The organism is Paractinoplanes ferrugineus, from assembly GCF_016862195.1.
In the GTDB taxonomy this organism is placed as follows: domain Bacteria; phylum Actinomycetota; class Actinomycetes; order Mycobacteriales; family Micromonosporaceae; genus Actinoplanes; species Actinoplanes ferrugineus.
This window is the reverse complement of sequence record NZ_BOMM01000016.1, coordinates 241317-264890: the sequence shown is the minus strand read 5'-3', so window position 1 is coordinate 264890 and position 23574 is coordinate 241317. Positions and strand designations below refer to the sequence as shown.

At 72.2% G+C, this 23574-nt stretch carries 23 protein-coding genes; 6 read left to right on the top strand and 17 right to left on the bottom strand.

The window, feature by feature from the left end:
* Positions 1-59: 59 nt before the first annotated feature.
* Positions 60-3377 (top strand): ATP-binding protein, encoded by a 3318-nt coding sequence (locus Afe05nite_RS12010; protein WP_239117748.1) that lies wholly within the window; start codon positions 60-62, stop codon positions 3375-3377.
* Here the strand turns inward: Afe05nite_RS12010 and Afe05nite_RS12005 are convergent.
* The 3 genes from Afe05nite_RS12005 to Afe05nite_RS11995 form a co-directional block, all read right to left on the bottom strand.
* Complete coding sequence (locus tag Afe05nite_RS12005; RefSeq protein ID WP_203817092.1) at positions 3359-4189, bottom strand: ABC transporter permease; 831 nt, start codon at positions 4187-4189, stop codon at positions 3359-3361. The genes Afe05nite_RS12010 and Afe05nite_RS12005 overlap by 19 nt on opposite strands.
* The gene (locus Afe05nite_RS12000) at positions 4186-5160 is read right to left on the bottom strand and encodes an ATP-binding cassette domain-containing protein (RefSeq protein WP_203817091.1); all 975 of its coding nucleotides are present in this window, start codon (positions 5158-5160) and stop codon (positions 4186-4188) included. The genes Afe05nite_RS12005 and Afe05nite_RS12000 overlap by 4 nt, the downstream gene beginning before the upstream one ends.
* Before the next feature lie 70 nt (positions 5161-5230).
* The gene (locus Afe05nite_RS11995) at positions 5231-5776 is read right to left on the bottom strand and encodes an alpha/beta fold hydrolase (RefSeq protein WP_203817090.1); all 546 of its coding nucleotides are present in this window, start codon (positions 5774-5776) and stop codon (positions 5231-5233) included.
* 73 nt (positions 5777-5849) lie between these two features.
* On the opposite strand from Afe05nite_RS11995, the gene Afe05nite_RS11990 reads away from it, so the two are divergent.
* The gene (locus Afe05nite_RS11990; protein ID WP_239117747.1) at positions 5850-6446 is read left to right on the top strand and encodes an ElyC/SanA/YdcF family protein; all 597 of its coding nucleotides are present in this window, start codon (positions 5850-5852) and stop codon (positions 6444-6446) included.
* A 10-nt stretch (positions 6447-6456) separates the two neighbouring features.
* On the top strand, positions 6457-7152 hold the full coding sequence (locus tag Afe05nite_RS11985; protein WP_203817088.1) for a glycosyltransferase family 2 protein: 696 nt from the start codon (positions 6457-6459) through the stop codon (positions 7150-7152).
* 20 nt (positions 7153-7172) lie between these two features.
* On the opposite strand, the gene Afe05nite_RS11980 is transcribed toward Afe05nite_RS11985, so the two are convergent.
* The 8 genes from Afe05nite_RS11980 to Afe05nite_RS11945 form a co-directional block, all read right to left on the bottom strand.
* Positions 7173-8396: an ABC transporter permease gene (locus tag Afe05nite_RS11980; protein ID WP_203817087.1), complete on the bottom strand. Its 1224-nt coding sequence runs from the start codon at positions 8394-8396 to the stop codon at positions 7173-7175.
* Entirely contained in the window at positions 8393-9067 is a 675-nt protein-coding gene (locus Afe05nite_RS11975; RefSeq protein ID WP_203817086.1) for an ABC transporter ATP-binding protein, read from the bottom strand. Before Afe05nite_RS11975 ends, Afe05nite_RS11980 begins: the two co-directional genes overlap by 4 nt.
* Positions 9064-10332: a peptidoglycan-binding domain-containing protein gene (locus tag Afe05nite_RS11970; protein ID WP_203817085.1), complete on the bottom strand. Its 1269-nt coding sequence runs from the start codon at positions 10330-10332 to the stop codon at positions 9064-9066. Before Afe05nite_RS11970 ends, Afe05nite_RS11975 begins: the two co-directional genes overlap by 4 nt.
* Complete coding sequence (locus Afe05nite_RS11965; RefSeq protein ID WP_203817084.1) at positions 10329-11225, bottom strand: hypothetical protein; 897 nt, start codon at positions 11223-11225, stop codon at positions 10329-10331. Before Afe05nite_RS11965 ends, Afe05nite_RS11970 begins: the two co-directional genes overlap by 4 nt.
* Positions 11226-11298: 73 nt before the next feature.
* Positions 11299-11718: a hypothetical protein gene (locus Afe05nite_RS11960; RefSeq protein WP_203817083.1), complete on the bottom strand. Its 420-nt coding sequence runs from the start codon at positions 11716-11718 to the stop codon at positions 11299-11301.
* Positions 11719-12178: 460 nt separating this feature from the next.
* On the bottom strand, positions 12179-13255 hold the full coding sequence (locus Afe05nite_RS11955; protein WP_239117746.1) for a M15 family metallopeptidase: 1077 nt from the start codon (positions 13253-13255) through the stop codon (positions 12179-12181).
* A 64-nt stretch (positions 13256-13319) separates the two neighbouring features.
* Positions 13320-14996, bottom strand: a complete 1677-nt coding sequence (locus Afe05nite_RS11950; protein ID WP_203817082.1) for an aminotransferase class V-fold PLP-dependent enzyme — start codon at positions 14994-14996, stop codon at positions 13320-13322.
* A gap of 37 nt (positions 14997-15033) precedes the next feature.
* Positions 15034-15834 (bottom strand): DUF4142 domain-containing protein, encoded by an 801-nt coding sequence (locus Afe05nite_RS11945; protein ID WP_239117745.1) that lies wholly within the window; start codon positions 15832-15834, stop codon positions 15034-15036.
* A gap of 170 nt (positions 15835-16004) precedes the next feature.
* Between Afe05nite_RS11945 and Afe05nite_RS44515 the strand changes: the two genes are divergently transcribed.
* Positions 16005-17126 (top strand): TetR/AcrR family transcriptional regulator, encoded by a 1122-nt coding sequence (locus Afe05nite_RS44515; protein WP_203817081.1) that lies wholly within the window; start codon positions 16005-16007, stop codon positions 17124-17126.
* Between the two features lie 71 nt (positions 17127-17197).
* Here the strand turns inward: Afe05nite_RS44515 and Afe05nite_RS11935 are convergent, their stop codons facing one another.
* The 6 genes from Afe05nite_RS11935 to Afe05nite_RS11910 form a co-directional block, all read right to left on the bottom strand.
* Positions 17198-18703, bottom strand: coding sequence for a GGDEF domain-containing protein (locus Afe05nite_RS11935; protein ID WP_203817080.1), 1506 nt, complete (start codon positions 18701-18703; stop codon positions 17198-17200).
* Between the two features lie 106 nt (positions 18704-18809).
* The gene (locus tag Afe05nite_RS11930) at positions 18810-19271 is read right to left on the bottom strand and encodes a hypothetical protein (RefSeq protein ID WP_203817079.1); all 462 of its coding nucleotides are present in this window, start codon (positions 19269-19271) and stop codon (positions 18810-18812) included.
* A gap of 80 nt (positions 19272-19351) precedes the next feature.
* Positions 19352-19672 carry a hypothetical protein gene (locus Afe05nite_RS11925; RefSeq protein ID WP_203817078.1) on the bottom strand — a complete coding sequence of 107 codons (321 nt, stop codon included), beginning with the start codon at positions 19670-19672 and terminating at the stop codon, positions 19352-19354.
* A 54-nt stretch (positions 19673-19726) separates the two neighbouring features.
* Entirely contained in the window at positions 19727-20566 is an 840-nt protein-coding gene (locus Afe05nite_RS11920; protein ID WP_203817077.1) for an MBL fold metallo-hydrolase, read from the bottom strand.
* Between the two features lie 57 nt (positions 20567-20623).
* Positions 20624-21652: an alpha/beta hydrolase gene (locus Afe05nite_RS11915; RefSeq protein ID WP_239117744.1), complete on the bottom strand. Its 1029-nt coding sequence runs from the start codon at positions 21650-21652 to the stop codon at positions 20624-20626.
* Between the two features lie 68 nt (positions 21653-21720).
* Positions 21721-21903, bottom strand: coding sequence for an antitoxin (locus Afe05nite_RS11910; protein WP_203817076.1), 183 nt, complete (start codon positions 21901-21903; stop codon positions 21721-21723).
* A gap of 25 nt (positions 21904-21928) precedes the next feature.
* Here Afe05nite_RS11910 and Afe05nite_RS11905 point away from each other — a divergent pair, with 25 nt between their 5' ends.
* Together Afe05nite_RS11905 and Afe05nite_RS11900 are read left to right on the top strand one after the other, a co-directional pair.
* Complete coding sequence (locus Afe05nite_RS11905) at positions 21929-23188, top strand: sensor histidine kinase (RefSeq protein ID WP_239117743.1); 1260 nt, start codon at positions 21929-21931, stop codon at positions 23186-23188.
* 46 nt (positions 23189-23234) lie between these two features.
* Positions 23235-23435, top strand: coding sequence for a DUF3072 domain-containing protein (locus tag Afe05nite_RS11900; protein ID WP_203817075.1), 201 nt, complete (start codon positions 23235-23237; stop codon positions 23433-23435).
* Positions 23436-23574 lie beyond the last annotated feature (139 nt).

The following is a 23574-nucleotide window of genomic DNA, read 5'->3' as shown; positions in this document are numbered from 1 at the left end:
GAGGAGAGGCTGAGAGGGTGGTTTGGGGTCCGGGGCGCGAACGCGAGAGGATCGTGGGTGTGGGCGGGAGCGGGGGGCTGCGGATAACGCTGCTCGGCACCTTCGAGGTGCGCCGGGGCGACACGGTCGTGCCGGTGCCCGGGGCCCGCCTGCGTTACCTGCTGACCCGCCTGGCCCTGGCCGGCGGCCGCCCGGTCGACCCGGTCACGCTGGTCGGCGCCCTGTGGCCGGAGGAGCAGCCCGCCGACCCGGTCAACGCCCTCCAGTCGCTGGTCTCGCGTCTGCGCAAACTCCTGGGCGGCGGGATCGAGGGAACCTATCGCCTCGACGTCACCGACGACGACGTCGACGCCCTGCGCTTCGAGCGGCTGGCCGCCGACGGCCGGGCCGCCCTGCGCGCCGGCCCCGCCCGCGCCGCCGCCGGCCTGCTGGGCGAGGCGGTGGCGCTGTGGTCCGGCCCGAACGGCGGCACCCCGGGTCCGGACGGCCCGGCCGCGGTCGCCGCCGTGGCGCCGACGGTGGCCCTCCGGCTCGCTCGTGAGCTGGTCGAGGCCACCGCCGATCTGGCGGGTGCCGAGACCGAGCTGGGTTCGGCGGCCACCGCGGAGGCCCGGCTGACCACGCTGCTCGCCGAGAACCCGCTGCACGAACGGGTCGCCGCCCTGCTGATCGACGCGCTCGCCGCCCAGGGCCGGCAGGCCGAGGCGCTTGCCGTCTACGAGCGGGTGCGCGAGTCGCTGGCCGACGCCCTCGGGGCCGACCCGGGCGCCGCCCTCCGCGAGCGCCACCACCGCCTGCTGCACCCGGCCGATCCGCCCGGCCGGCCCGGCGCCAAGCCCGCCGGCCCGGACCGGGTGGGCGCGGCGGAGCCGCCGCCCAGCAATCTGCCGGCGGCGCTCACCAGCTTCGTCGGACGGGACGACGACCTGACCCGCATCGGGGTGCTGTTCGCCGGCGGGCGGCTGGTCACCGTGCTCGGTCCGGGTGGGGCGGGCAAGACCCGGATCGCGCTCGAGGCGGCTCGCCGGCACCGGCACGAACACCGGGACGGGACCTGGCTCGTCGACCTGTCCGGGGTGACCGAACCGGCCAAGGTCGGGGCCGCCTTCCTGGCCGCGATCGGGCTGCGCGGCGGTGCGTTCTTCGAGGGGTCGGGCACCGTCCGGGTCGAGGGCGACGAGCTGGAGACGCTCACCGACCAGCTCGGCGGGCGCCAGGTCCTGCTCCTGGTGGACAACTGCGAGCACCTCGTCGACGCGGTCGCGCATCTGATCGCGGCCCTGCTGCCGCGCTGCCCGGGGTTGCGCGTGCTGGCCACCAGCCGGGAACCGCTCGCGGTCGACGGTGAGGCGCTGGTGCCGCTCGGCCCGCTCACCCTGCCCGAACCGGCGGACAGCGTCGAGCGCGCCCGCCGGACCGCGTCGGTGCGGCTGTTCACCGAGCGGGCGGCGGCCGTCCGGCCCGGCTTCGACGTGGACGCGGACAACCTCGCCGACGTGCGCCGGGTGGTGCGCGGACTCGACGGCATGCCGCTCGCGCTGGAGCTGGCCGCGGCCCGGCTGCGCACCCTGTCACTGGCCGAGCTGGCCACCGGGCTGTCCGACCGGTTCCGGCTGCTCACCACCGGCAGCCGCACGGCGCTGCCCCGGCATCGCACCCTGCGCGCGGTGATCGCCTGGAGCTGGGACCTGCTCGGCGAGCACGAACGGACCGTGGCCGAGCGGGTGTCGGTGCTGCCGGGCGGGGTGACCACGGCGTCGGCGGCGGCGGTGTGCGAGGACACCACCGTGCCGCCGGAGGAGATCCCGGAACTGCTCGCCGCCCTCGTCGACCGGTCGATCCTGCAGTTGGCCCCGGAGCCCGGCCGCTACCGGATGCTGGAGACGCTGCGCGAGTACGGCCTCGAGCGGCTGAGCGAGCAGGGCGTCCGGACCGCGGTGCGCGGCCACGCCGCCCGCCATCTGTCCGTGCTGATGGCCCACCACGAGCCGCAACTGCGCGGCCCCGGCCAGCTGGTGGCGTTGTGGGCGATGCACGCCGAGTACGACAACACGCTCGCCGCCCTGCGTCACCTGTGCGACGCCGGCGCGGCGGACGCCGCGATCTCGCTGGCCATGCGTCTCGCCTGGTACTGGCAGATGCTCGGCCGGGACGCGGACGCCACCTACTGGCTCGGCGAGGCCCTGGCGGTGCCGGGGGCGACCCCGGGACTGGACCGGGACTGCGCCGAGGCGGTCCTGCTGCTGAGCCGCATCAACGACCGGTCCGCGCTGCTCGCCGAGTCGGCCCGCACCAGCGAGGACGAGCTGCGCCGGCTGGCCGAGCGGCTGCTCACCTACCCGGAGCTGCCCGGCGTGGCCGGCGCGCTGGCCGCGGTGGCGCTCGGGTTCCTGCGGGAGACCGAGCGGGCGCTGGACATCATCGAGCGGCTCATCGACGGGCCCGATCCGTGGCTGACCGGCCTGGCCCGGATCTTCCGCGCCCAGTTCGCCGAGAACGACGGCGACCTCGCCCAGGTCCAGGTGGACGTGCCGGTGGCGATCGAGTGTTTCCGCGCCGCCGGGGACCGCTGGGGCCAGGCCACCGCGTTGCCGCTGCGAGCGTTGCTGCGGCAATATGACGGCGACCTCGACGGTGCCCAGGCCGACCTGCGGGAGGCCCGGTCGCTGGCCCGCGAGTTCGGCTCGCTGAGCCTGAGCGACGAGATCTTCATCGAGCTGCGCTGGATCGATCTCAACGTGCGGCGCGGCGACAGCGAGGCGGCCCTGGCGATGATCGACGAGGTCCGCGAGCAGGTGCGGCGTCTGGGTTCGGCCGAGATGGTGATCCTGGTCGACGCGCTCGCGGCCGGCCTGGCGTTGCGGCTGGGCGAGCTGGACCGCGCCCGCGGTCTGCTGGAGCGGGCCGAGCACGGGCTGGTCACCGAGCCGCACTTCGCGGGCGACCACGGCGAGGCGCTGATCAGCGCGGTGCGGGCGGAACTGTGCATCGAGCTCGGCGACGGGCCGGGTGCGGAGGTGGCGCTCGCCCGGGCGTACGCGGCCGGTGTCCGATGCCGGGACATGCCGATCCTGGCGGTGGTGGCGGTGACCGCGGCGAGCCTGGCCGGGTTCTACGGCCGCTACCGGGACGCGGCGTACATTCTCGGCGCCTCGTCCCGGCTGCGCGGCACCCATGACCGTTCCGACCCGCAGACCCGGCGGCTGGCCCATGAGGTGCGGGCCGAGCTGGGCGACGACGGTTTCGCCGAGGCGTACGAGACGGGCTGGAGCCTCGACGGGAAGACCGCCTCGATCCGGGTCGACCCGGCTCGGCTGCGCCGCGAGGCGCTGCCGGCCGGGACCGAGAACCCCACCGCTCAGGCCCGCCGGGCGTAACCCCGCAGCGCCAGCGGCACGAAGATCACCAGCAGTCCGGCCATGAAGGCCAGGGTCATCCACAGGTTGTGCGCGACCGGCCCGCCGATGAGCAGGCCGCGGATCGTGGCGACCAGCGGGGTGATCGGGTTGACGTGCACGAACGCCTGCAGCCAGCCCGGCAGCGTGTTGGTCTGCACGAAGACGTTGCTGCCGAAGGAGAGCGGGAAGACCAGCAGGAACATCGTGCCCTGCACGGCGCCGGGGGTGCGCACCAGCATGCCGACCCAGACCGAGATCCAGCAGAAGCACAGGCCGAACCCGACGGCCAGGGCGACCGCGGCGACGGCCGGCAGGAAACCGGTCTCGATCCGGAAGCCCATCACCGTGCCGAAGCCCAGCATGACCACGCAGACGGTCAGGTAGCGGACGACGTCGGCGGCGACCGCGCCGACGAGCGGGGCCGAGCGGGCCACCGGCAGCGACCGGAACCTGTCGAAGACGCCCTTCTCGATGTCGGCGTTGAGGTTCTGGCCGAGCGCGATGCCACCCATCGCGAGCGACTGCGCCAGCATGCCGGGAAGCAGGAACTGCAGGTAGGCGTGCCGGTCGCCGGTGATGGCGCCGCCGAACAGATAGGTGAACAGCAGCAGGAAGATCACCGGCTGGAGGGTCACGTCGATCAACGCCTCGGGCGTGCGGATCGTCTTGATCAGACTTCGCCGGGCGAGCGCGACACTATGCCGGACCAGCGCGGCGAGCGCTCCACCGCGTGGACCGTCATCGGCCGCGGTGGTCGGGGTGTTGACGGGGGCGACGAGTGTGGTGGTCATACGAGCTCAGCCTCTTTCGGGGAGTCGGAAGTCAGGGCGTGGAAGACCTCGTCGAGGCTGGGCAGGTGCAGGCCCAGGTCGTTGACCTCGATCTCGGCCCGGCGCAGCGCCGGGACCACGACGTCGAGCGACAGGTCGTCGGTGACCGGCACGCTGACCGCGCCCGGCCGGGAACCGGCACCCTTGTCGGGGCTGGCCTGGGTGCCGGGCGAGGCCACCAGGTCGAGCACCCGCAGCACGTCCGGGACCCGCGCCGGGTCGGCCGGCCGCACCCGCAGGGTCAGGCCCCCGACGCGGCGCTTGAGGCCGTCCGGGGTGTCGTGGGCGATCACGCGACCCTTGTCGATGACCACGATCTCGTCGGCGAGGGCGTCGGCCTCCTCGAGGTACTGGGTGGTCAGCAGCACGCTGGAACCCTGGGTGATCTGGGTGCGCACGACGCCCCACATGTCCTCGCGCTTGGCCGGGTCGAGTCCGGTGGTCGGCTCGTCGAGGAAGATCACCTCGGGCCGGCCGACGAGGCTCGCGGCCAGGTCGAGACGGCGGCGCATGCCACCGGAGTAGGTCTTGGCGCGGCGGCCGGCGGCCTCGCTCAGGTCGAACCACTCGAGCAGTTCGGCCGCGCGCTTGCGGGCGTCCCGGGTGGTCAGGTCGAGCAGCTGGCCGATGAGCACCAGGTTCTGGGTGCCGGTCAGGTCCTCGTCGACGCTCGCGTACTGGCCGGTCAGGCCGATCCGCCGGCGCACCCGCTGGGGTTGTTTGAGCACGTCGATGCCGGCCACCTCGGCATAGCCCTCGTCGGGCCGCAGCAGGGTGGCCAGCACGCGTACCGCGGTGGTCTTGCCGGCGCCGTTCGGGCCGAGCACGCCGAGCACGGTGCCGCGGCGCATGGCGAGGTCGACACCGTCCAGGGCCTGGGTCTTGCCGAACCGTTTGCGGAGCCCTTCGGCCCGCACCACTAGGTCTGTCATGCCGGCAAGACTTGTCCAGGCCGCTGACACGGCCCGCACATCCCGCTGACACGGGCCTGATGAGCAGCGGTTACGGCAACAGCGCCTGGATGCCGCCGGCGAACCCGGCCGGATCGGCGAGGTGCGGGAAGGCCGCGGGTTCCGCTTCGAAGGACCAGTCCGCGTACGCCGTGAGCAGTGCTTTGTCGTGCCGGGGCTCGGTGTACGGCAGGAAGTGGCCGGGCACCTCGCCGGCCATCTCCTCGATCGTCAGCACCCGGTGAGTGGCGTACGTCTCAGCGAACGCGGTGGCCACCGGCGCGGCCGTCGCGTGCCCCACCACGATCGGCGCACGGTGCAGGTCGAGCCGGTTGATCAGGTTGGCGAGGTCGGCGACCAGGTTCGCGACGCTGATGTTGGCGCGGGCCGGGCTGTCGCCGTGTCCGGGCAGGTCCGGCGCGAGCACCGTGCAGCCCCGGGTCAGTTCGGCGGCGAGCGGCCACCACATGGTGCGGTCGAAGAGCAGGCCGTGCAGCAGCAGGACGGGCCGGCCGAACCACCCCCACCGGTCGTAGACGAGCGTGTTGCGCGGTCCGCCGGAGAGGTGCGTGGTCCGCCTCGGGGGTTGTGGGTGCATGCTGCCTCAACCTTCCGGGGGCTCGATCGGTGAGCGCCGCATACCCCGCGGTGCGCACAGTCACACTTGTCGGGTGGTAGCCGACGTCCTCCTCGTATTCGGGCGCGGCGTGCGCTTCCGAGCCGGCCGGTGGGAGCTCACGCCGGCCAGTGCCGCCCGGGTGCGGGCCGCCGCCCGTTATGTGCACGCGCACCGCCCGCACCGCCCGCGGGTCATCTTCAGCGGGGGCTGGCCGGAGGCGAGCACCGGGGCCGTGCCCCCGCCGGCCGGGTCCCGCGAGGGCGACCTGATGCTGCGGGCCGCCCGCGACGCGGGCCTGGGCGAGCGCGCCGAGCTGTTCGCCGAGACCCGCTCGCGCAGCACCCTGGAGAACCTGCTGCTGACCGTCGAGGACGACCTGCTCGCCGGGTACGCGTTCGGCCCCGCCCGGCCACTCGGGCTCGTCACCCACGAGTGGCATCTCCCGCGGGTCCGGTTCCTCGCCCGTAAGGTGCTCGGACTGCCCGACCGGGCCCTGCTCGACGTCCCGGCCACCGGCGGCGAGGTGCACGACGACCGGCGGGCGCTGCTGGCCGCCCGGGTCGGTTTCCTCGGCGCCCGCCGCGGCGGGGTCCTCCTGCGCAGGGAACGGCTGATGATCGGTCTGTTGAGGAGAGTCACGACTGGGTAAGAGGGCGGCCATGCTTGTGCTGCTGCCCGTCTACCGGCCCGGTCCGGAACTGCTTCGCCTGGTGCGTGACCTGCGCACGGACGACACGACTGTGCTGATCGTCGACGACGGCACCGGCCCCGACGCCGACCACGTGCTCGGCCCGGCCGAGGAACTGGGCTGCGCGGTGCTGCGCTGCTTCGCCAACCACGGCAAGGGGGTGGCGCTGAAGACCGGTTTCCGGCACGTGCTGTCCACCTTCCCCGGCCAGGACGTGGTGACCGCCGACGGGGACGGCCAGCATCAGGGCGAGGACGTGCGGTCGGTCGCGGCCCGGGCCGGGCGCGGGAACTTGGTGCTCGGGGTGCGGCGGTTCGACCGGATGCCGCTGCGCAGCAAGTTCGGCAACACCGTGGTGCGGCAACTGTTCCGGGCGGCCACCGGACAGTCGGTCTCGGACACTCAGACCGGGCTCCGCGCCTACCCCGCGGGCCTCCTGAAATGGTTCTGCGAGGTGCCCGGCGAGCGCTTCGAGTACGAGATGAACGTGCTGCTCGCGGCGGCCGAGGCGGGCCATCGCATCGAGGAGGTGCCGATCCCGGCGACCTATCTGGACGGCAACTCCGGCTCACACTTCGCCGGCGTGGCCGACTCGACCCGGGTGGTGGGCTCGCTGGTGCGGCACGCGTTCGCCACGCCGCAGCCGGCGAGCCGGATGAGCCTCTAGTCCACGACGAAGCCGGCCGGTCAGCGTTGCAGCGCCTCGACCGGCTGGACCCGGGCCGCCCGCATCGCCGGGTAGAGACCGGCGATCAGGCCGGTGACGGTGCCGAGCAGGGGCGCGGGCAGCACCGTCCACGGCTCGACGACGGCGGTCCAATGCCGGGCGGCGGCGATCGCCACCACCGACAGCGTGCCGACACAGGTGCCGATCAGGCCGCCCATCGTGCCGAGAATGGCGCTCTCCAGCAGGAACTGGGCGGCGATGTGGCTTCCCCGGGCGCCGAACGAACGGCGCAGCCCGATCTCGCCGGTCCGCTCCAGGACCGCCACGAAGGTGGTGTTGGCGATGCCGACCATGCCGACCCCCAGGCAGACCAGCGCCAGCACGAGGAACAGCGAGTTCAGGTCGGTGGCGACGCTGTCGCGCAGTGACCGCGGGTCCGGCGGGGCGGTCACCTTGAGCCGGTCCGGCGCGTCCGGTCGCAGTGCCGCCGCCAGCTGCGAGGCCACCACCGCGGCCGCGCCCAGCCGGGTCTCGACGATCATCTTGGTGGGCTGGCCGGACCCCGGCGGCCCCCACAGCCGCTCGACCGTACGCTCCGGCACCACCACCGACAGCAGCAGCTCGGCGTGCCGTTCGGCGTCCCCGAGGATGCCGACCACGGTGAGCGGCACCCCGCCGACGAAGACCGCCGGGTGGGTGTCCAGCCGCTGGATGCCGAGCCGGGCCGCCATCGCCGCACCGAGCAGGGCGACCCGTTCGGCCGAGCGGTCGTGGAAGTCGTCGAAGAGCCGGCCGTGCGCGACGACCGGGTGCATGGCGGTCACGGCGCCGGGGCTCGCGGCCACGATCGGGAAGGCGTCGGTGTCGGCGGTGTCGGCCAGCGGGCGGCTGTTGACCGTACGCTCACCGGCCGACCAGTAGACGCCGGCCCGCACCACGCCGTTGATCGCCTGGACCCGGGTGGCCGCGTCCGGCGGGAAGGCCGGACCGTCCAGCTCGGCGTCCACCGAGGTGTCCTCGATCTGTACCTCGGTCGCCCCGAGAACGGTGAAGCGGCTGCTGATCTGCCCGCCCACGGTCGCGGTCAGACCGAGCACGATCACGAAGGTGGCCACCCCGACGACCGTGCCCAGGGCGGTGAGCGCGGCCCGGCCGGGACGCTGCAGGACCCCGGCGAGAGCCTCGGAGCCGAGGTCGCGGGGGGTGAACCGGGACGGATCGACAAGTCCTTCTCCTTTGTTCATCGGCGCTCCTCCAGCCGGCCGTCGCGGATGGTGACGATGCGGTCGGCCCGCTCGGCGACGTCGTCGTTGTGCGTGACCATCACCAGCGTCATGCCCCGGGCGTGCAGCCCGTGGAACAGCTCCAGCACGGCCTCGGCGGTGACCGTGTCGAGGTTGCCGGTCGGCTCGTCGCACAGCAGCAGGCTGGGCTCGTTGACCAGGGCACGGGCCACCGCGACGCGCTGGCGTTCGCCGCCGGACATCTGTGACGGCAGGGCCAGCAACCGGTGCGCGAGCCGCACCTCGGTGAGGGCCGCCAGCGCCCGATCCTGCCGTTCCGCGCGGGGGACACCCTGGTAGAGCATGCCGAGCATGACGTTCTCCAGTGCGGTGCGGTGCGGCAGCAGGTGGAACGCCTGGAAGACGAAGCCGATCCGGCGACCCCGCAGCGCGGCGCGGTGGTTCTCGGACAGCTCGCCCGCGTCGATGCCGTCGAGGCGGTAGTGGCCGGTGCTCGGCACGTCGAGCAGGCCGACCAGGTTGAGGAACGTGCTCTTGCCGGACCCGGACGGGCCGACCACCGCGACGTACTGGCCGGACTCCACCACCAGGTCGGCCGGGTGCAGGGCGGCGACCGGCGGGGGACCGGGATAGGTGCGGCCGACCGCGTCGAACTCGATGACCGCGGTCACGGCGCACCGACCAGGACCTCGTCGCCGGCCTTCAGGCCGGGCCCCCGGATCGCGAGGTAACCGTCGCCGGAGTCGTCGACGGTGACCACGACCACCTTCTCCCCGTCGCCCGGGCCGGCGACGGTGACGTAGGTCTGCGAGTCGGCCCCGGCCGAGACCGCCGCCACCGGCACCACCAGCACCGGTTTCTGGGAACTCTTGACCACCACCGTCAACCGGGCCTCCGCGGAGATGAACTTGGTGTTCAACGGCTTGTCCGGGGTGACCACGACGGTGAACGACGGTGGACCGGCGTCGCCCGCGTCGCCGTCCTTCTTCTGCGTGGCCCCGATCGAGGTGACCTTGCCGGGGAACGTCTCCGAGCCGATGGCGAGCTGCGCGGGCTGGCCCGTCTTGATCCCGCGCGGGTCGGCGCCGGTCAGGTCCCCCGACGCGATGACCTGGCCGACCGACAGGCGCAGGAACGGTGCCTGCACCTCGCGGCCGACGGCCTGACCGAGCTGCGCCACCCGGGCCGGGAAGGCGGGCACGAAGATGACCTCGCCCAGCGGCATCATCGTGCCGGTCCTGGCCTCGAGCTGCTCCAGGTCGCTGTCGGCCTGGTCGGCGACGGTGGCGGCGGCCGGTTTCCCGGCCGGCGGGGCCTGATCGCGCAATCGGTTCGCCTCCTTGGCCCGGGCCCGCGCGGCGGCGACCGCCTCGTTGTCGGTCTCGCCCGTGTCCGGCACCGCGAAGCCGAGCGAGGTGTAGAGCTTGCGCAGCGCCGCCTTCGTCGACCAGCCCATCGTGGACTCGTCGTCCACCGAGTAGCCGAGGCTGCGCAGGGCCTTCTGCAACTGGGTGACGTCCTTGCCGGCCGAACCCGGCCGGATGTCGCGGTAGGCCGGGAAGTCGCCGCGCAGCAGGATCACCGGCCGGCCGGACACCTCGCCGACCACCTGGCCCTCCTTGACCCAGTCGCCGGCCTTGGCCCGAATGCCCGTGACGACCAGCCGTTGTGCCTCGAAGACCGAGGTGGGGGTGGCGTCGAGGGTCCGGGCCTGTGCCACGGTGCCGCGCAGGACGACGGTCTCGCGCAGCACCCGGCTCTGCACCACGGCGGTGAGCCGGGTGCGCGCCGGGGCCTGGGTCTCCGCCGCCAGCTGGGCCGGCGACTTGATCATCGAGGACAGCACGAGTCCGGTGGCCGAGAGCACCGTCGTCCCGGCGGCGATCCACAGCAGGACCGATCGCCGCCGGGACAGGGGTGACGATTCCTTGCTCATCGGCCGCTGCCGGCAATCACCTTGCCGGCGTTGACGAATTCGGTCTGCAGAAGGGTCTTGATCGCGTCGAGCTCGTCGGCGTGCTCGTCGAGCGCGCGCCGCTGGTAGGCGGCTTCCACGGCCAGCATGGTGCCGGCGGTGTTGGTGCGGGTCTTGCAGGTGACGTCGGCGACCGCCGTGCCGATCTCCCGGTCGCTGGTGGCGCCACTCTGCCAGCGCAGGTCCTCGCTGGCGGCGCCCGGATCGGGATAGTCGAAGCCCTGTTCCTTCATGCATTTGCTCCACTCGCCGAAGACCCGCGTCACCCGGCTGTCCGCCATCATCCGTTTGTAGGTCTGCATCGTCAGCGTCTCGGCGATTTTCGGGTCGGCTTTCGGTGCGCCCTTGGTGATCTGCCGCATCGCCTCCCCGGCGCAGCCGCCCTCCGGCACCGGCTGGCCGCCGAAGGTGCGCTCACCGAGGCCGGCCCACACATTCATCGCGGTCTTGTCCGCTTTGAAATCGGCCGGCCGATCGTCGCCGGCAGTGGGTTTCGAGACGGGCGCGTGATATCCCAGCGACTTCGCGGTGGCCGGCTCGATGATCCAATAACGGCGCGCGTTGAGCGGCCGGTTGTCCGAGCCGCCGGTCGGCGCGGCGGGCCACGAAAGGCCGAACCGTTTCATGCAGTCCCGGCCGATGATGGTGGCCGCCGCGGTCATCGAGATCCGCTGCTCGGTGGTCTGTATGTAGGGGTCGAGCGGCAACACTATGTCGGCGTCCGTGCGCACCACCGGAATGGTGCCGATGGCCGGCTCCGCCGAATCATTGGACGCCGGGGATTTGGTGCAGGCGCCGGCCGTGGGAATGACCAAGGCAATAATCGCGTACCCGAACAGCTTTTTGACCCGCATTCTGCGACGCCCTTCTGCCAGGTGCGGCCCGTCCGGCGCCGAAGCGCCGGACGGACCGCTTGCTACGTGGTTATCAGTCGTACTTGTGCGAGCTCAGCGTGTTGTCGAGAGCGCCGAGGTCGACGTAGGCGTAGCTGGTGTTGGTGTTGTACAGGCCGAAGGCCAGCACCGTGACCGCGGTTCCGGTGAGGTTGGAACCCGTGTACGCCTTCAGGCCGTAGCCCTGGACGTAGTTGGCGATGCTGTTGGCGTGGTCGTCGATGGAGGTCGAGGTGTTGATGAAGTTGCCGTTCCCGGCGTAGTTGTCCAGGCCGGTGCCCTGGCCGCCGGCCAGGTCCCGGATCGGGCCGGAGTAGCTGGAGTTGTCCCAGAGGACGAACTCGCCCAGCTCCACTTTGCCGTCGTTCGCCCCGGCGAACGCCGGCGCCGAGGCCGCGGCCACACCGAAGAGGCCGGCGGCAACGGCCAATGCCACGCTTGTCTTACGGATCATTTCAGGCTCCAGTTTCCGGTGGTGCTCGAAAGAGGGATTCGCCATGGGCCCCTAGCTATTGCCGCCGACGTATTCCGAGCCGTGCGCCTTGCCCCACGCGTTGGGCTTCCGCAGGACACGTCATTGATCGTCGGCAATACAGCTGTAATGTCGCCCAGTCTGACCCCGGGGGTCGGAAGTCGTCAATGACCCCGTCGGCGTGACTCGTGAGTGAATTGCCGGGTGAATCGGCCGGTTGATCTGAAAGCCGAACGGGCCACGATCTGAGATCGTGGCCCGTTACGCAGGTGAATCACATTCGTATATTCAGATCATCGGAAGTGTTTGCGGAGGTGGCGCACTTATTATTTAAGATCCTCGATATCGGCGGAACCCGGCCGGCGGCAACGCGCGCCGAGCGGTTCGCCGCTCATTTCCACCCACCCGAAAGAATGGCAAGAACATACCTGCCTCGTTCGAGTCAGTTACCCGTCACCGACCAGTGCCACGCCTCCGCCGGCAGGTTGACGAACCCGTAGTCCTTCGCGTGCAGCTTCAACCAGGCGAACGCCGGGCTCTTCGCGTTGATCGTGCGACCCCCCGAGGAGACGTCCACGGCCAGCCCGATCTCGTGCAGCGAACGCCCCGGGATCGCGGTCGGCACCCGGCACGACGAGGACGGGGCGGTCCACACGTCGGGACAGCCGTTGATGGTCCGCAACTCGATCTGCCGCTGCTTGGTCCGGAAACCACCACCGGAGATCTCGATGCCGTCGGCCTTGGCGTCGTCGATCATCCGCCGGAACGCGTACGCCACGCTCTTGTGCACGGTCACGCCGTACACCTCGGCCGTGTCCGCCGTGGTGAACGCGGGCCGCACCTGCGCGACCAGGTCCTTGCTCAGCGCCGCCGCGCCGGCGGCGAGGCTCTCGGCCGAACCGAGCGCCCTGATCGCCTGCTCGGTCTCGGCGACCGCGCCGGACGCGGCCTTCCAGCCGCCGAGCGCCGACTCGACCGCGGTGGCCGCGCTGCTCGCCTCGGTCCTGGCCTGCTTGAGTACGCCTTCCGCCACCGTCACCTGAGCCTTGCGCGTGTTGACCGACTTGACGGCGGCGTTCACCGCGGTGGTCGCCTTGGTGACCGCCGCCGCCCTGCGTGGCTTCGCCTTGGACACCTTGGCCAGGTTCTTCTTGGCGTCCGTGGCCGAGCGCACCGCGGCCGCGAGACCCGCCCGCGCCGCCGTCTCCCCGTCGCCGGCCGCGACCACCTCGGCCGCCGCCCGGGTCCCGGCCGCCTTGGCCGCCGTCACCTGCGCCACCGCCGCCGTGAAGGCACCCTTGCGGCCGGTGAGCGCCTTGCGCAGCGCGGCCAGCTGGGCGTCGGCGGTCAGACTCTTGTACATCAGGGTCGACCAGTTGTTCGCCACAGCCGGTACCGCCGCGGCGGCCGGCGCGGCCGGCGAGACGATCGGCAGGGTGCCGCCCACCGCCGCGACAATCACGGCAGCGGTGAGACGTCGGGCTCGGGCGCGTTTCGGATGCTCGGGTCGCTTGGTCACCCGGAGAGCGTGTTTCCTCCCGGTTGCACCCCGGCTCCCGTGGCGGAGCGCCCCGGTTGCGGCCTTATTCCTGGGTCACCTCGGGGGAGCGGGGCGTGGGGGTCAGGCAGATGTCCGGGAGCAGGAACCAGCGCAGCTTCTCGAAGCCGGCGGGCAGGCCGGGGGCGGTGCCGTCGACGGGGTCGGGGCGCGACTCCATCAGGCGCCGGGCTTCGGACAGGTAGGCGGGCAGGACGTCCTCGCCGAGGGTCGGCGGCACCTCGGCGGCCGGGGCGAGGTCGGCCAGGGAGAGGTGGGCCAGGGAGACGGCGGGGGTGCGGTGGGCGAGGTGGGTCCAGCGGGCTGTGTGCGGGTCGAAGCGGTAATCGGGGAGCATGCGCTCGCCGTGGGCGGCGATCAGGGCGACCGCCTCGGCCAGGTAGTCGGCGACCTCGTCGGAGATGAAGTAGCCCAGGTTGAGGCGGGACCAGCCGGGCTTGATGCCCTCCCAGCCGGCCGCGATCTCGGTGCGGAACTCGCGGGAGTGCGCGTCGTCGATGCCGAGGAGCCGGTGACCGTACGGGCCGGCGCAGGAGCAGCCGCCCCGCATCTGGATGCCGAACAGGTCGTTCAGCAGGGCCACCACGAAATTGTGGTGCAGGTAGCGCTCGCCCGCCCGGATCTGGAACGACACGATCGGCAGGCGGTCGGCGGTCAGGTCGCCGAGGATCTCGATCCGCGGCTCGCTACGCCAGCGGGTCAGCAGGCGTTGCCACAGTTCGTGGTCGCGGGCGCCGATCAGGTCCGTACCCACCTCGTCCTTGACCTTGAAGACGAGGCCGGCCCGGATCGACTCGACGATCGCGGGGGTGCCGCCCTCCTCGCGGGCCACCGGGTCGTCGAGGTATTTGTGGCCGATCGGGTCGACGAACGCGACGGTGCCGCCGCCCGGCACGACCGGGACCCGGTTGGTCATCAGCCGGCGGCGCAGCACCAGCACGCCGGGGGTCTGCGGGCCGCCGGCGAACTTGTGCGGGGACAGGAACACCGCGTCCTTGTCGTGCATGCCGATCGGGACGTACGGGCCGGCGGCGGCGTAGTCCCACACCGCGAGGGCGCCGTGCTCGTGCAGCAGGGCCGACACCGCCGCCACGTCGGTGCGGATGCCGGTCACGTTGGAGGCGGCCGAGAACGCGCCGATGCGCAGCGGGCGCCGGGCGTACTCGAGCAGGCGGTCCGTCAGGTCGCCGAGATCGACGTGCCCGGTGGAGTCGGCCCGGATCGGGACGACCTCGGCGATCGACTCGCGCCACGGGAGCTCGTTGGAGTGGTGCTCGTAGGGGCCGATGAAGACGACCGGGCGCGCCGACCGGGGGATGTGCGCGGACAGGTCGTACCGGTCGTCGAGCGTCTCCGGCAGGCGCAGGCCGAGGATCGCGACCAGCTTGTTGACCGCGGCGGTCGCGCCCGAACCGCAGAACAGCACCACGTCGTCGGGGCCGCCGCCGACGCTGCGGTGCACCAGGTCCCGAGCCTGTTCGCGCAGCAGCCCGGTCTGCGCGCCGGTCGCCGACGCCTCGGTGTGCGTGTTGGCGTAGCCCGGCAGCACCCGGGCCCGGATGAAGTCCTCGACGAGATCGAGGGCCTGCCCGGAGGCCGTGTAGTCGGCGTGGGTGATCCGGCGGGGACCGTAGGGGCCGTCGAGGACCGCGCCGGCACCGATCAGGCCGCGGCGGATCCGCTCGAGAATGGGGGTGTCCATGATCCCGAGCGTGCCGCACCGCGGCCGGGAAAACCAGTCAGTGGTGGTATCGGCGACGGGCCGGCCGGCGCCGTGACGAGCCCACGGTTCGCCAGGTCAGGAACGCTCCACCGGCCAGCATGACGGCGATCAGGCCGATGATCAGGGTGCGGTTGGTCTGGATCGCGCTGGTGTCGGCGACCTGGTTGAGCGCCTGGGTGCCGGTCTTCGCCCCGGCGGCGGGGGTGGCGGCGGCCGACGGGTTCGGCGCGGTCGGCAGGGCCGCGAAGTCGACGATGGCGCTCGACTCCAGCAGCGTCATGTGGGTGGCCACGAACTGGTTGGCCTGCTGCGCCAGCCGCCGCACGGTGTCGTTGCGGGTGCTGGCCCGGATCGTCGCGATCGCCGGGAAGATCTTGCCGTGGGCGGCGCGGAGCCGGTCGATGTAGATCTGGTCGAAGTCCTCGCCCTCGGCGTCGCGCATCTCGGCCAGCCAGCCCTGCTGGTCCTTGTTCGGCTGGTTGGGCAGCTTGATGGCGAGTTTCTTGGCGGCCGCCCGGTCGAGCTTGTCCAGCACCTCGTGCTGGGCGGCGATCTCCTTGCCGATCTGCTGGATCTTCGGGTTCTTCGACTTCTTCTGCGCCATCTCGCCGGCCGGGATCTCCCACAGCCCGGCCAGCCGCACCTTGACGACCAGGTCGACGTCCGCCGGGGTGACCTCACCCCTGGCGGTGTCGGTGATCAGTTCGCCGGGGGGCACCGGCACGCCGGGCTCGGCGGCCTGCGCCGCGGCCGCCTGGCTCAGTACGAGACCGGCCGCCACGGTCAACGGACCCCACACACGCCGCCACCACAACACGGGATCCTCCTCGCGCATCAACATGCAGGTAGCTAGCAGTACGCACAGGAACGCCACAGGGATCACTTGATCGCAGAAAAAACAAGGGCCCTAAGTCCCGAAGCCGTCCCGGACCGGATCGGGTCGGTGATCCCCCCGCTGCTCGCGACCGATCTGATTGACTGACCCCCATGGTGACGGCCACCCGACCTCGCAACCGCAGGCAGCTCATCGTCGAGGCGGCCGGCCAGGTGTTCAGCGAGCGGGGCTACCACGCGGCGTCGATGGAGGAGATCGCCGCCGCCGAGGGGATCAGCGCGGCGGCCCTCTACCGGCACTTCCCCAACAAGCAGGCGCTGTTCGCCGAGTGCGCGAACGTGTTCGCCGACCGGCTCGTCGAGGCCCTGCCCGACGCCGGCGATCTGACCGAGGTGCTCACCGCCCTCACCCGGGTCACGGTCGCCCGGCGGGCGTCGGCCGGGCTCTACCGATGGGAGGCGCGGCACCTCGAAGAAGCGGCTCGGCAGCGGCTGCGGGTCAAGTTCGGGCACGTCGTCGGCCGGGTCGTCGAGACCTCGGGCGGCGAGCGGCTGCGGGCCATCGCCGCGCTCGGCGCGATCGGGTCGATCACCATGCACCGTACGTCGATCGCCCAGCACCGCATCGAGGAGCTGCTGGTCGCCTCGGCGGCGGGGGTGGTCGCGACCGATCCGGCCGTGGCGGCCGGCACCGCGGGGCGGGTCGAACTGCCCGCGCAGCCGGTGCCGCGTACCCGGCGCGCCGAGATCCTGGCGGCGGCCGTCCCGCTGTTCGCCCGGGACGGGTTCGCCAACGTCACGAACGGGCAGATCGCGCAGGTCGTCGGGCTGGCCCCGTCGGCGATCTACCGGCACTACCCGAGCAAGGTCGAGATCCTGGTGGCGGCCTGCCTGCGGGCGGCGGGGCTGCTGTCGCAGGCGGTCGACCGCAGCCTGCACCGGGCGAGCGACCCGCGGGCGGCGGTGCTCGCGCTGGCCGCGGCCTACGTGGCCTACAGCTTCGAGCACAACGCGCTCACCAGCGTCGCCGAGGCCGAGCTGCGCGGGCTGCCGGCCGACCGGCGGCGGCCGCTGATCGTCGCCCAGCGGGCCCACATCGGGGTCTGGGAGCAACGGCTGCGGGCGGTCCGGCCCGAGCTCGACCCCCGGTCGGCCCGGCTGCTGGTGCACGCCGGCTTCGGGGTCGTGGTCGAGGCCGGGCGGGCCCTGCGCTGGCGGGACACCCCCGGCCACCGGGACGCGGTCACCGCCCTGGTGACCGGGGCCATGATCTGACCGGCGGCCTGGACCGCGCGGTGGCGGCCGGGTCCTGCGGTGGCGGCCGGGGTCGTGCGGCGGCGGCCGGGTCAGCGGATCGTCGAGACGAAGACGCGGTTGCGGCCGGCCTCCTTGGCCGCGTAGAGGGCCGCGTCCGCCCGGGCCAGCAGCTCCTCGGCCGACTCGGTGCCGTTCCACTGGGCCGCGCCGGCCGAGAACGTCTGGCCGAGCGGGGTCACCGCCTGCAGGCGTTCGATGATCCGGTCGGCGTCGCCCAGCTTGGACTGGTCGAAGATCGCGCCGAACTCCTCGCCGCCGTAGCGGGCGAGCAGGTCGGCCGGGCGCAGCTGGGTGCGCCACTCCGCGGCGGCGGTGCTGAGCAGCTCGTCGCCGCCCTGGTGGCCGTAGGTGTCGTTGAACCTCTTGAAGTGGTCCAGGTCGATGATGGCCACCACCACCGGACTGCCGTGGCGGCGGGCGGTGGCGATGCGGCGGGTCAGCTCCAGGTCCCAGGCCCGGCGGTTGGGCAGGGTGGTGAGCGCGTCGATGTGGGCGACCGCGTCGAGCTGGCGGGCCTTGTCCTGCACCTGCCCGACCAGGTCGAACATGCGCAGCGCGACGAGCGCGAACAGGGTGATGCAGCCGATCCCGGCGGCGATCCAGTCGACCCGCCCGTGCTGGACGACGCCCTGCACGATGAGCAGCGCCGGGGCGCCCATGCAGGCCAGGTTCACCAGCAGCACGCGCCGGGGCGTCATCTCCGCCACCGGGCGCAACGGCCGGCCGGTGAGGATGCGCATCGACGGGTGCAGGGCGGCGCCGGCCATCAGGAAGCCGGACAGCGAGCTGAGCGGCTGCACGTCCGGGGTGCCGACGGCGAGCAGGGCCGGCAGCAGGGTGGCCATGTGCGACACGGTCTGCAGCACCAGCGAGGCGCTGATCTGCCAGAACGCCGCGTTGCGCAGGCCGCGGGAGGTGAAGAACCGGATCAGTACGCTCCACAGCAGCACGTCACCGAACGGGAACAGCGAGGCCAGGCCCTGACCGAGCGGCGTGTGCGACCGCGTGAGCGGCGTGATGACGAGCAGCCAGCAGGCGAGCGCCAGCCCGACACTGATCATCGCGGTGTCGAGCATCCCGGCGCGGTCCTGCCGCCAGGAGGTGCCTCGCACCAGCAGCAGCAGGGCGGCGGCCTCGAGCGGGTAGATGGTCAGGAACAGCGGGAAGGCCAGCTCGGTCAAGCCGGCCCACCAGACCGCGTACCCGGCGATCGTGACCAGGCCGGCGGAGGCCAGCAGCAGCCACGGCCAGCGGGGCCGGGGCCGGTTGACCAGCACGCCGAGCACGATGCCGACGGTGAACAGCAGCGGCATGGCCAGAATCATCAGGCCGCCGACCGGGCCGTCCGCCGGGATCAGCCACTGCCCGGCCGAGAACAGCCCGCCCACGGCGAGCCACGCCTGCCACAACCGGGTCAGGTGTCGCTGCCGGGTGCCGTCCGACTTCGGCTCCGGGTCCGGCTCGCGGACCACCACCACATCGATCGGCTGCTCCTGTTCCGAGCGGCTCAGCACCGACAACGTCACCTCGGCCACCACCTTCTGCTCGCGTCGCCGGCACCCTCATCGGCAGCCGCGCGGCGACCTTCAGCGCCGGCGCGATTCGCAACCAGGTCGCCACCGGGGGTGGCCCGCCCGAGGGTCAGCTGCCGGCGGCGGCGGCCGACTGCTGTGCCTGCCAGATCGCGATCTGCACGCCGACCACGCAGATCTGCACCGGCAGCGGCATGCCCGGCAGGTCGGCCTCGATGGCGCCCGACCACGCGCTGGTGCGCCGCAGCGACCCGACCCGCACCCCGTCGGCGAGCAGGTCCTGCTGGTTGCCCCAGATCGACGCGCGGCGGAACTCGAAGGTGCGCCCGCCGGCCCGCACGGTCCAGTGCTTCCGCCCGGCCCGTTCGACGAGCGCGACCTCGCCGCCGGTCTCGTCGAGCATCCGGTATTTCGTGCCCCAGCCGTTGGCCCGCACCTGGTAGCGCCGGCCCTGCACGTCGAAATCACCGCCGGTGCGCCACCAGGAGGGATCCCACACGGCGACCGGCTGCCCGTCGGCGGAGAGCTGATAGCGCCCCCGCAGGAGACCTGTGCGTTCGGCGGTCAACATGCTCCCGAGGCTACCGAGACCGCGCCACCGCGGCCGAGGGCCGGACGCTGTCGCGCCCGGCCCTCGGTGAACTCGGAGAATCAGTGGTGCGGCTTGCCGGGCCATCCCTGACCCTGAGCCTGGCCACCCGGGCCGGGCCAGCCGTTGTCGTCGGCGCTCAGCGCCCACATGCCGCGGTGCGGGCCGAAGCGGACCGGGTCGCAGTCCGCGTCGTCCCAGCGGTGCTGCATGTCGCCGATCCGGGCGACCCACTCGCAGTCGGACCGGTCGTCGAAGTAGCCGATCACATCGTTGTCGTCGTGCGGCGGCGGAGCCGGACTCGCCTGGGCCGGGCCCGCTCCGATGACGGCGGTCAGCAGACCGGCGCCGAGCAGCATCGACAGCTTTGTCGTGGTGTGCATGTCGCGTCCTCCCCTGGTGATGACATGACCCGACAAGGCCACCACGGCCGCGTCTCATCCATCCGACAAACCCGGGTTTTGCTCCCTTTCGTGGGAGACAGCCGGAGAATGGAGCGGCAGGTGGATCATCTCGCCCCGGGCCACCGGCTGGATCCCGGGCAGACCCAGGTCGCGGGCCCGGGTCAGGAAACGGTCGAGCGGTGACTTCTGCACCCGGTAGTCGTCGTTGTGGATCGGGACCGTGCGTCCCGGCCGGATCAGCCCGGTGAGCTCGGCGCCCTGCCGGTCGTCCATGGTGACCAGCAGCCCGAGCACCCGGGTGCCGCCGAGGTGGATCAGCATGGCGTCGATCCCGCCGAAGCGCTCGGGGATCTCGGCCAGTCCGGGCCGGAAAAGGGTGTCCCCGGTGATGTAGAGGGTCAGCCGGGTCTGCCCGCCGGCGGTGAACTCGAGCACCGAGCCCATCACGTCGGGCAGCAGCCGGTCGGCGATGCCGGGACCGTGCCGGCCGGGCACCGCGGTCACCCGCAGCCGCTGGTCGCCCCGGGTCATCTCGTACGACTCCCAGGTGGGCAGGCCCCGCACGGCCCAGAACCGGCCCCGCCGCAGCCGGCGCTCCGCCTGCGGCGTGGTCAGGATCGTCAGGTCGGCGTCGAGGGTCTGCCGGGCGGCCCGGTCGAAGTGGTCGCCGTGCAGGTGCGACAGCAGCACGGCATCGAGGTCGGCCCCGGCCAGGGCGTCCAGCGCCGGAGCACGCAGGCGCCGGGTCCACATCCCCCAGCCCAGCCCGACCCGGCTGCCGGCCGGTCCGAACGCGGGATCGGTGAGCAGGGTGAAGTCGCCGATCCGCAGCAGGACGGTGGCATTGCCGATAAACGTGAGGTCGGCGTTCATCCGGGCCGGGTACCCCGCCGCGGATCGAACATGCCGCCCGGCTCGGCCTGGGCGGACTCAGCGGGCGAGGCGCTGCGCGAGCCAGGCGGTGGCCTGCGGGTACCGGTAGTCGATGCCGCCGTGACCGGCCGGGAACAGTTCGAAGTTGATGCGCTCGGCCGGGACGCCGATGCGCAGCAGCCCCTCGTGGAACGCCTCGGCCCCGAGATCCAGGAACCATTCGTCACGGGTGCCGGCGTCGATCCAGATCGCCCGCTGCGAGCGCAACGCGTCCGCGTACTTGTCGATCATCCGGACCGGGTCCCAGGCCAGCCACCGGTCCCACAGTTCGGGGATGAGCCGGCCGCTCCGCGGGTCGAACGGCAGCTGCGGGGTGCCGTCCTCGGCCGCCGAGAACGCCGCGGTGCAGCCCAGCAGCAGCACCAGGAGCTGGTCGTGCTCCTTGGTCATCGAGACCCGGCCGCGGAAGTCCGCCCACCACTCGAGGATGTCGTGGTCGTAGTCGCGCAGCGCCCGGACGGCCTTGGCGAACTCGTTCAGATAGCTGTACTCGTACTGCGCGTCGCCGGCGTGGGTGGCGAACGCCCCGAACAGGTCCGGCCGCAGCATCGGGGTGATCATCGCGCCGAAGCCGCCGGACGACTTGCCGCTGATGGCGCGGGAGGCGGGCGCGGCCAACGTGCGGAAGTGGGCGTCGACCCACGGCACGACCTCGTCGCAGAGGTACGAGTGGTAGGCCCCGGTCCCGGGCGAGTCGACGAACTGCGACCCGCCGTACGCCGTCCACGCGTCGACGTAGACCAGGATGCAACCGGGCGCCTCCCCGTTCGCGAACACCGCGTCCGCGGTCTCGATGAACGGTTGACGGAACGGCACCCGGTTGGCCCACATCCCGACGTGACCGCTGTATCCCTGGATCACGTAGATCGCCGGGTAACGCTGGTCTCCCGACTCCGCGTAGCCCGGTGGCGTGTAGACCCACAGCGGTCGTACGTGCGGATCGCCGAGCGGGTTACCCCGCAGCAGCTCCGACTCGATCTTGTCCCGGTGCAGTTCGCCGGCGATTTCCTGGTCCCATGGCAGCACGCCACGAGTCAATCACGCCGGACCCCGGAGTTGCGCCCGCCCACCACCGCGGCGGCGTCGTCGCCCGCTTACTGCTGCTGGGTGTCGCCGGCGCCGGTGCGCTTCTGGGCCTCGTCGACGCCGCGGTCGACCTGCGCCGAGTACTTGTTGCCGGTGCGCTGGTCGACCTGGTCGCCCGCCTTCTCCAGACCCTGGTCGATCTGCTCGTCGTGCTTGTCGGCGAAGTCCTTGGCCTTGTCGAGGAAGCTCATGTCGTGACTCCTTCAGGGGGATCGGTTGCCCTACCGAGGTGCCCTGGGCGCCCGCCGTCAAACGCGGGGTCACCCGGGCCACGACCGCTCGGCCCGGCAAGCCGTAGCTCTATATAATGAAAAAGTCGGATCTCATCGGGTTTCTTGGTTCCTGGGGACCGGGCCGCGCACCGCGGCCCGGCAGGCCGCCGCACTCTTCCTCCTCGCCGGTCTGCTCGGGCTCGGGGCGATCGCCAACGATCCGGGCCGGACCGGGGACCTGCTGATCGTCGCCGCCGGCGACCTCACCATGGCGCTCGGCGCCCTGCTGGTGCCCTGGCGGCGGCTGCGGCCGACGGCGCCGGCGCTGCTCGGCCTGCTCGGGTTCGGTGTGCTCGGGCTGTCGACCTGGTCGTTCGGCGGGATCGCCGCCGGCACCGGGCCGTTCCTGGTGCTGCTCTACGCGTGGGCGGCGCTGCACTTCCCCCGGTGGATCCTGCTCGCCTACGTCGTCCCGGCCACCGCCGCCTACCTGGTGCCGCTGATCCTGACCGATCAGCCGCCGATGGTGGTGGGCAGCGCGCTCATCTTCATGCCGGTGACGGTGGCGGTCGCGCTGCTCATCGAGGCGCAGGCCCGGCACCTGCGCGACGACCGGGAACGGCTGGCCCGGATCGAGCAGTGGCGGTCGGCGATGGTGAACACCCTCGCGCACGACGTCCGCTCGCCGCTGTCGACCGTACAGATGACTCTCGAGGAATTGCGGGACGGCGCCACCGGGCCGGCGGAGCGCATGGTCGATGCCGCCCTGCGGCAGACCGCGCGGGTCTTCCGCCTGGCCGACGGCCTGCTCGACATGCAGCGCATCGACAGCACCGGCCGGCTCCGGCTGGACCGGCACCAGCTGCGGGCGCGGACCCTGGTGCAGGACGCGCTGCAGTACATCCGCACCGACAAGGAGCTGGTGGTCGAGGTCGACGACGAGCTGATGATCTACGTCGACCGGCAGCGGTTCGAGCAGATCCTGATCAACCTGGTCGGCAACGCGCTGCGGTACGGCCGGCCGCCCGTGGTCGTCCGGCTGGAACCGGGCCGGCTCGAGGTGCGCGATCACGGGCCGGGCATCCCCGACTCGCTGCGCGGATCGTTGTTCGGGCAGTTCGCGGTGGGTGGTCCGGAGGGCGTCGGCCTCGGGCTGTGGATCGTCCGGCAACTGGCCGTCGCGCACGGCGGCCAGGCCGTGGCCGAGTCACGCGATCCGGGTGTCGCCATGGTGATCACGTTTCCGGTCGCACCGCCCGGGTAGTGGCACGGATGTTCGAAGGCTTGTTCGCGCTAGAGGGAGAGCTGTCATGGCTGACATCACCGACGGCAACGCCGTCAAGGACCCCGCCGACTGGACCACCGGCGACGAGCCGGCCACCGCGGCCCAGCAGTCCTACCTGCACACCCTGGCCACCGAGGCGGGCGAGGAGGCTCCGGAGGACCTGTCGAAGGCGGACGCGTCCCGCCGGATCGACGAGCTGCAGGAGAAGACCGGTCGCGGACAGTAACCGCACTGCTGCAAATCCCTGATTGCCTCACTTGACATCGTGAGGTGTGATTGACGCGACTCGCTATCATGCGAGCCCGGCGAACGCAAAGTCATGCGGTTGTCGAGTCAAGCGGTGGCCGGGTAACGCGGCGGCCGGG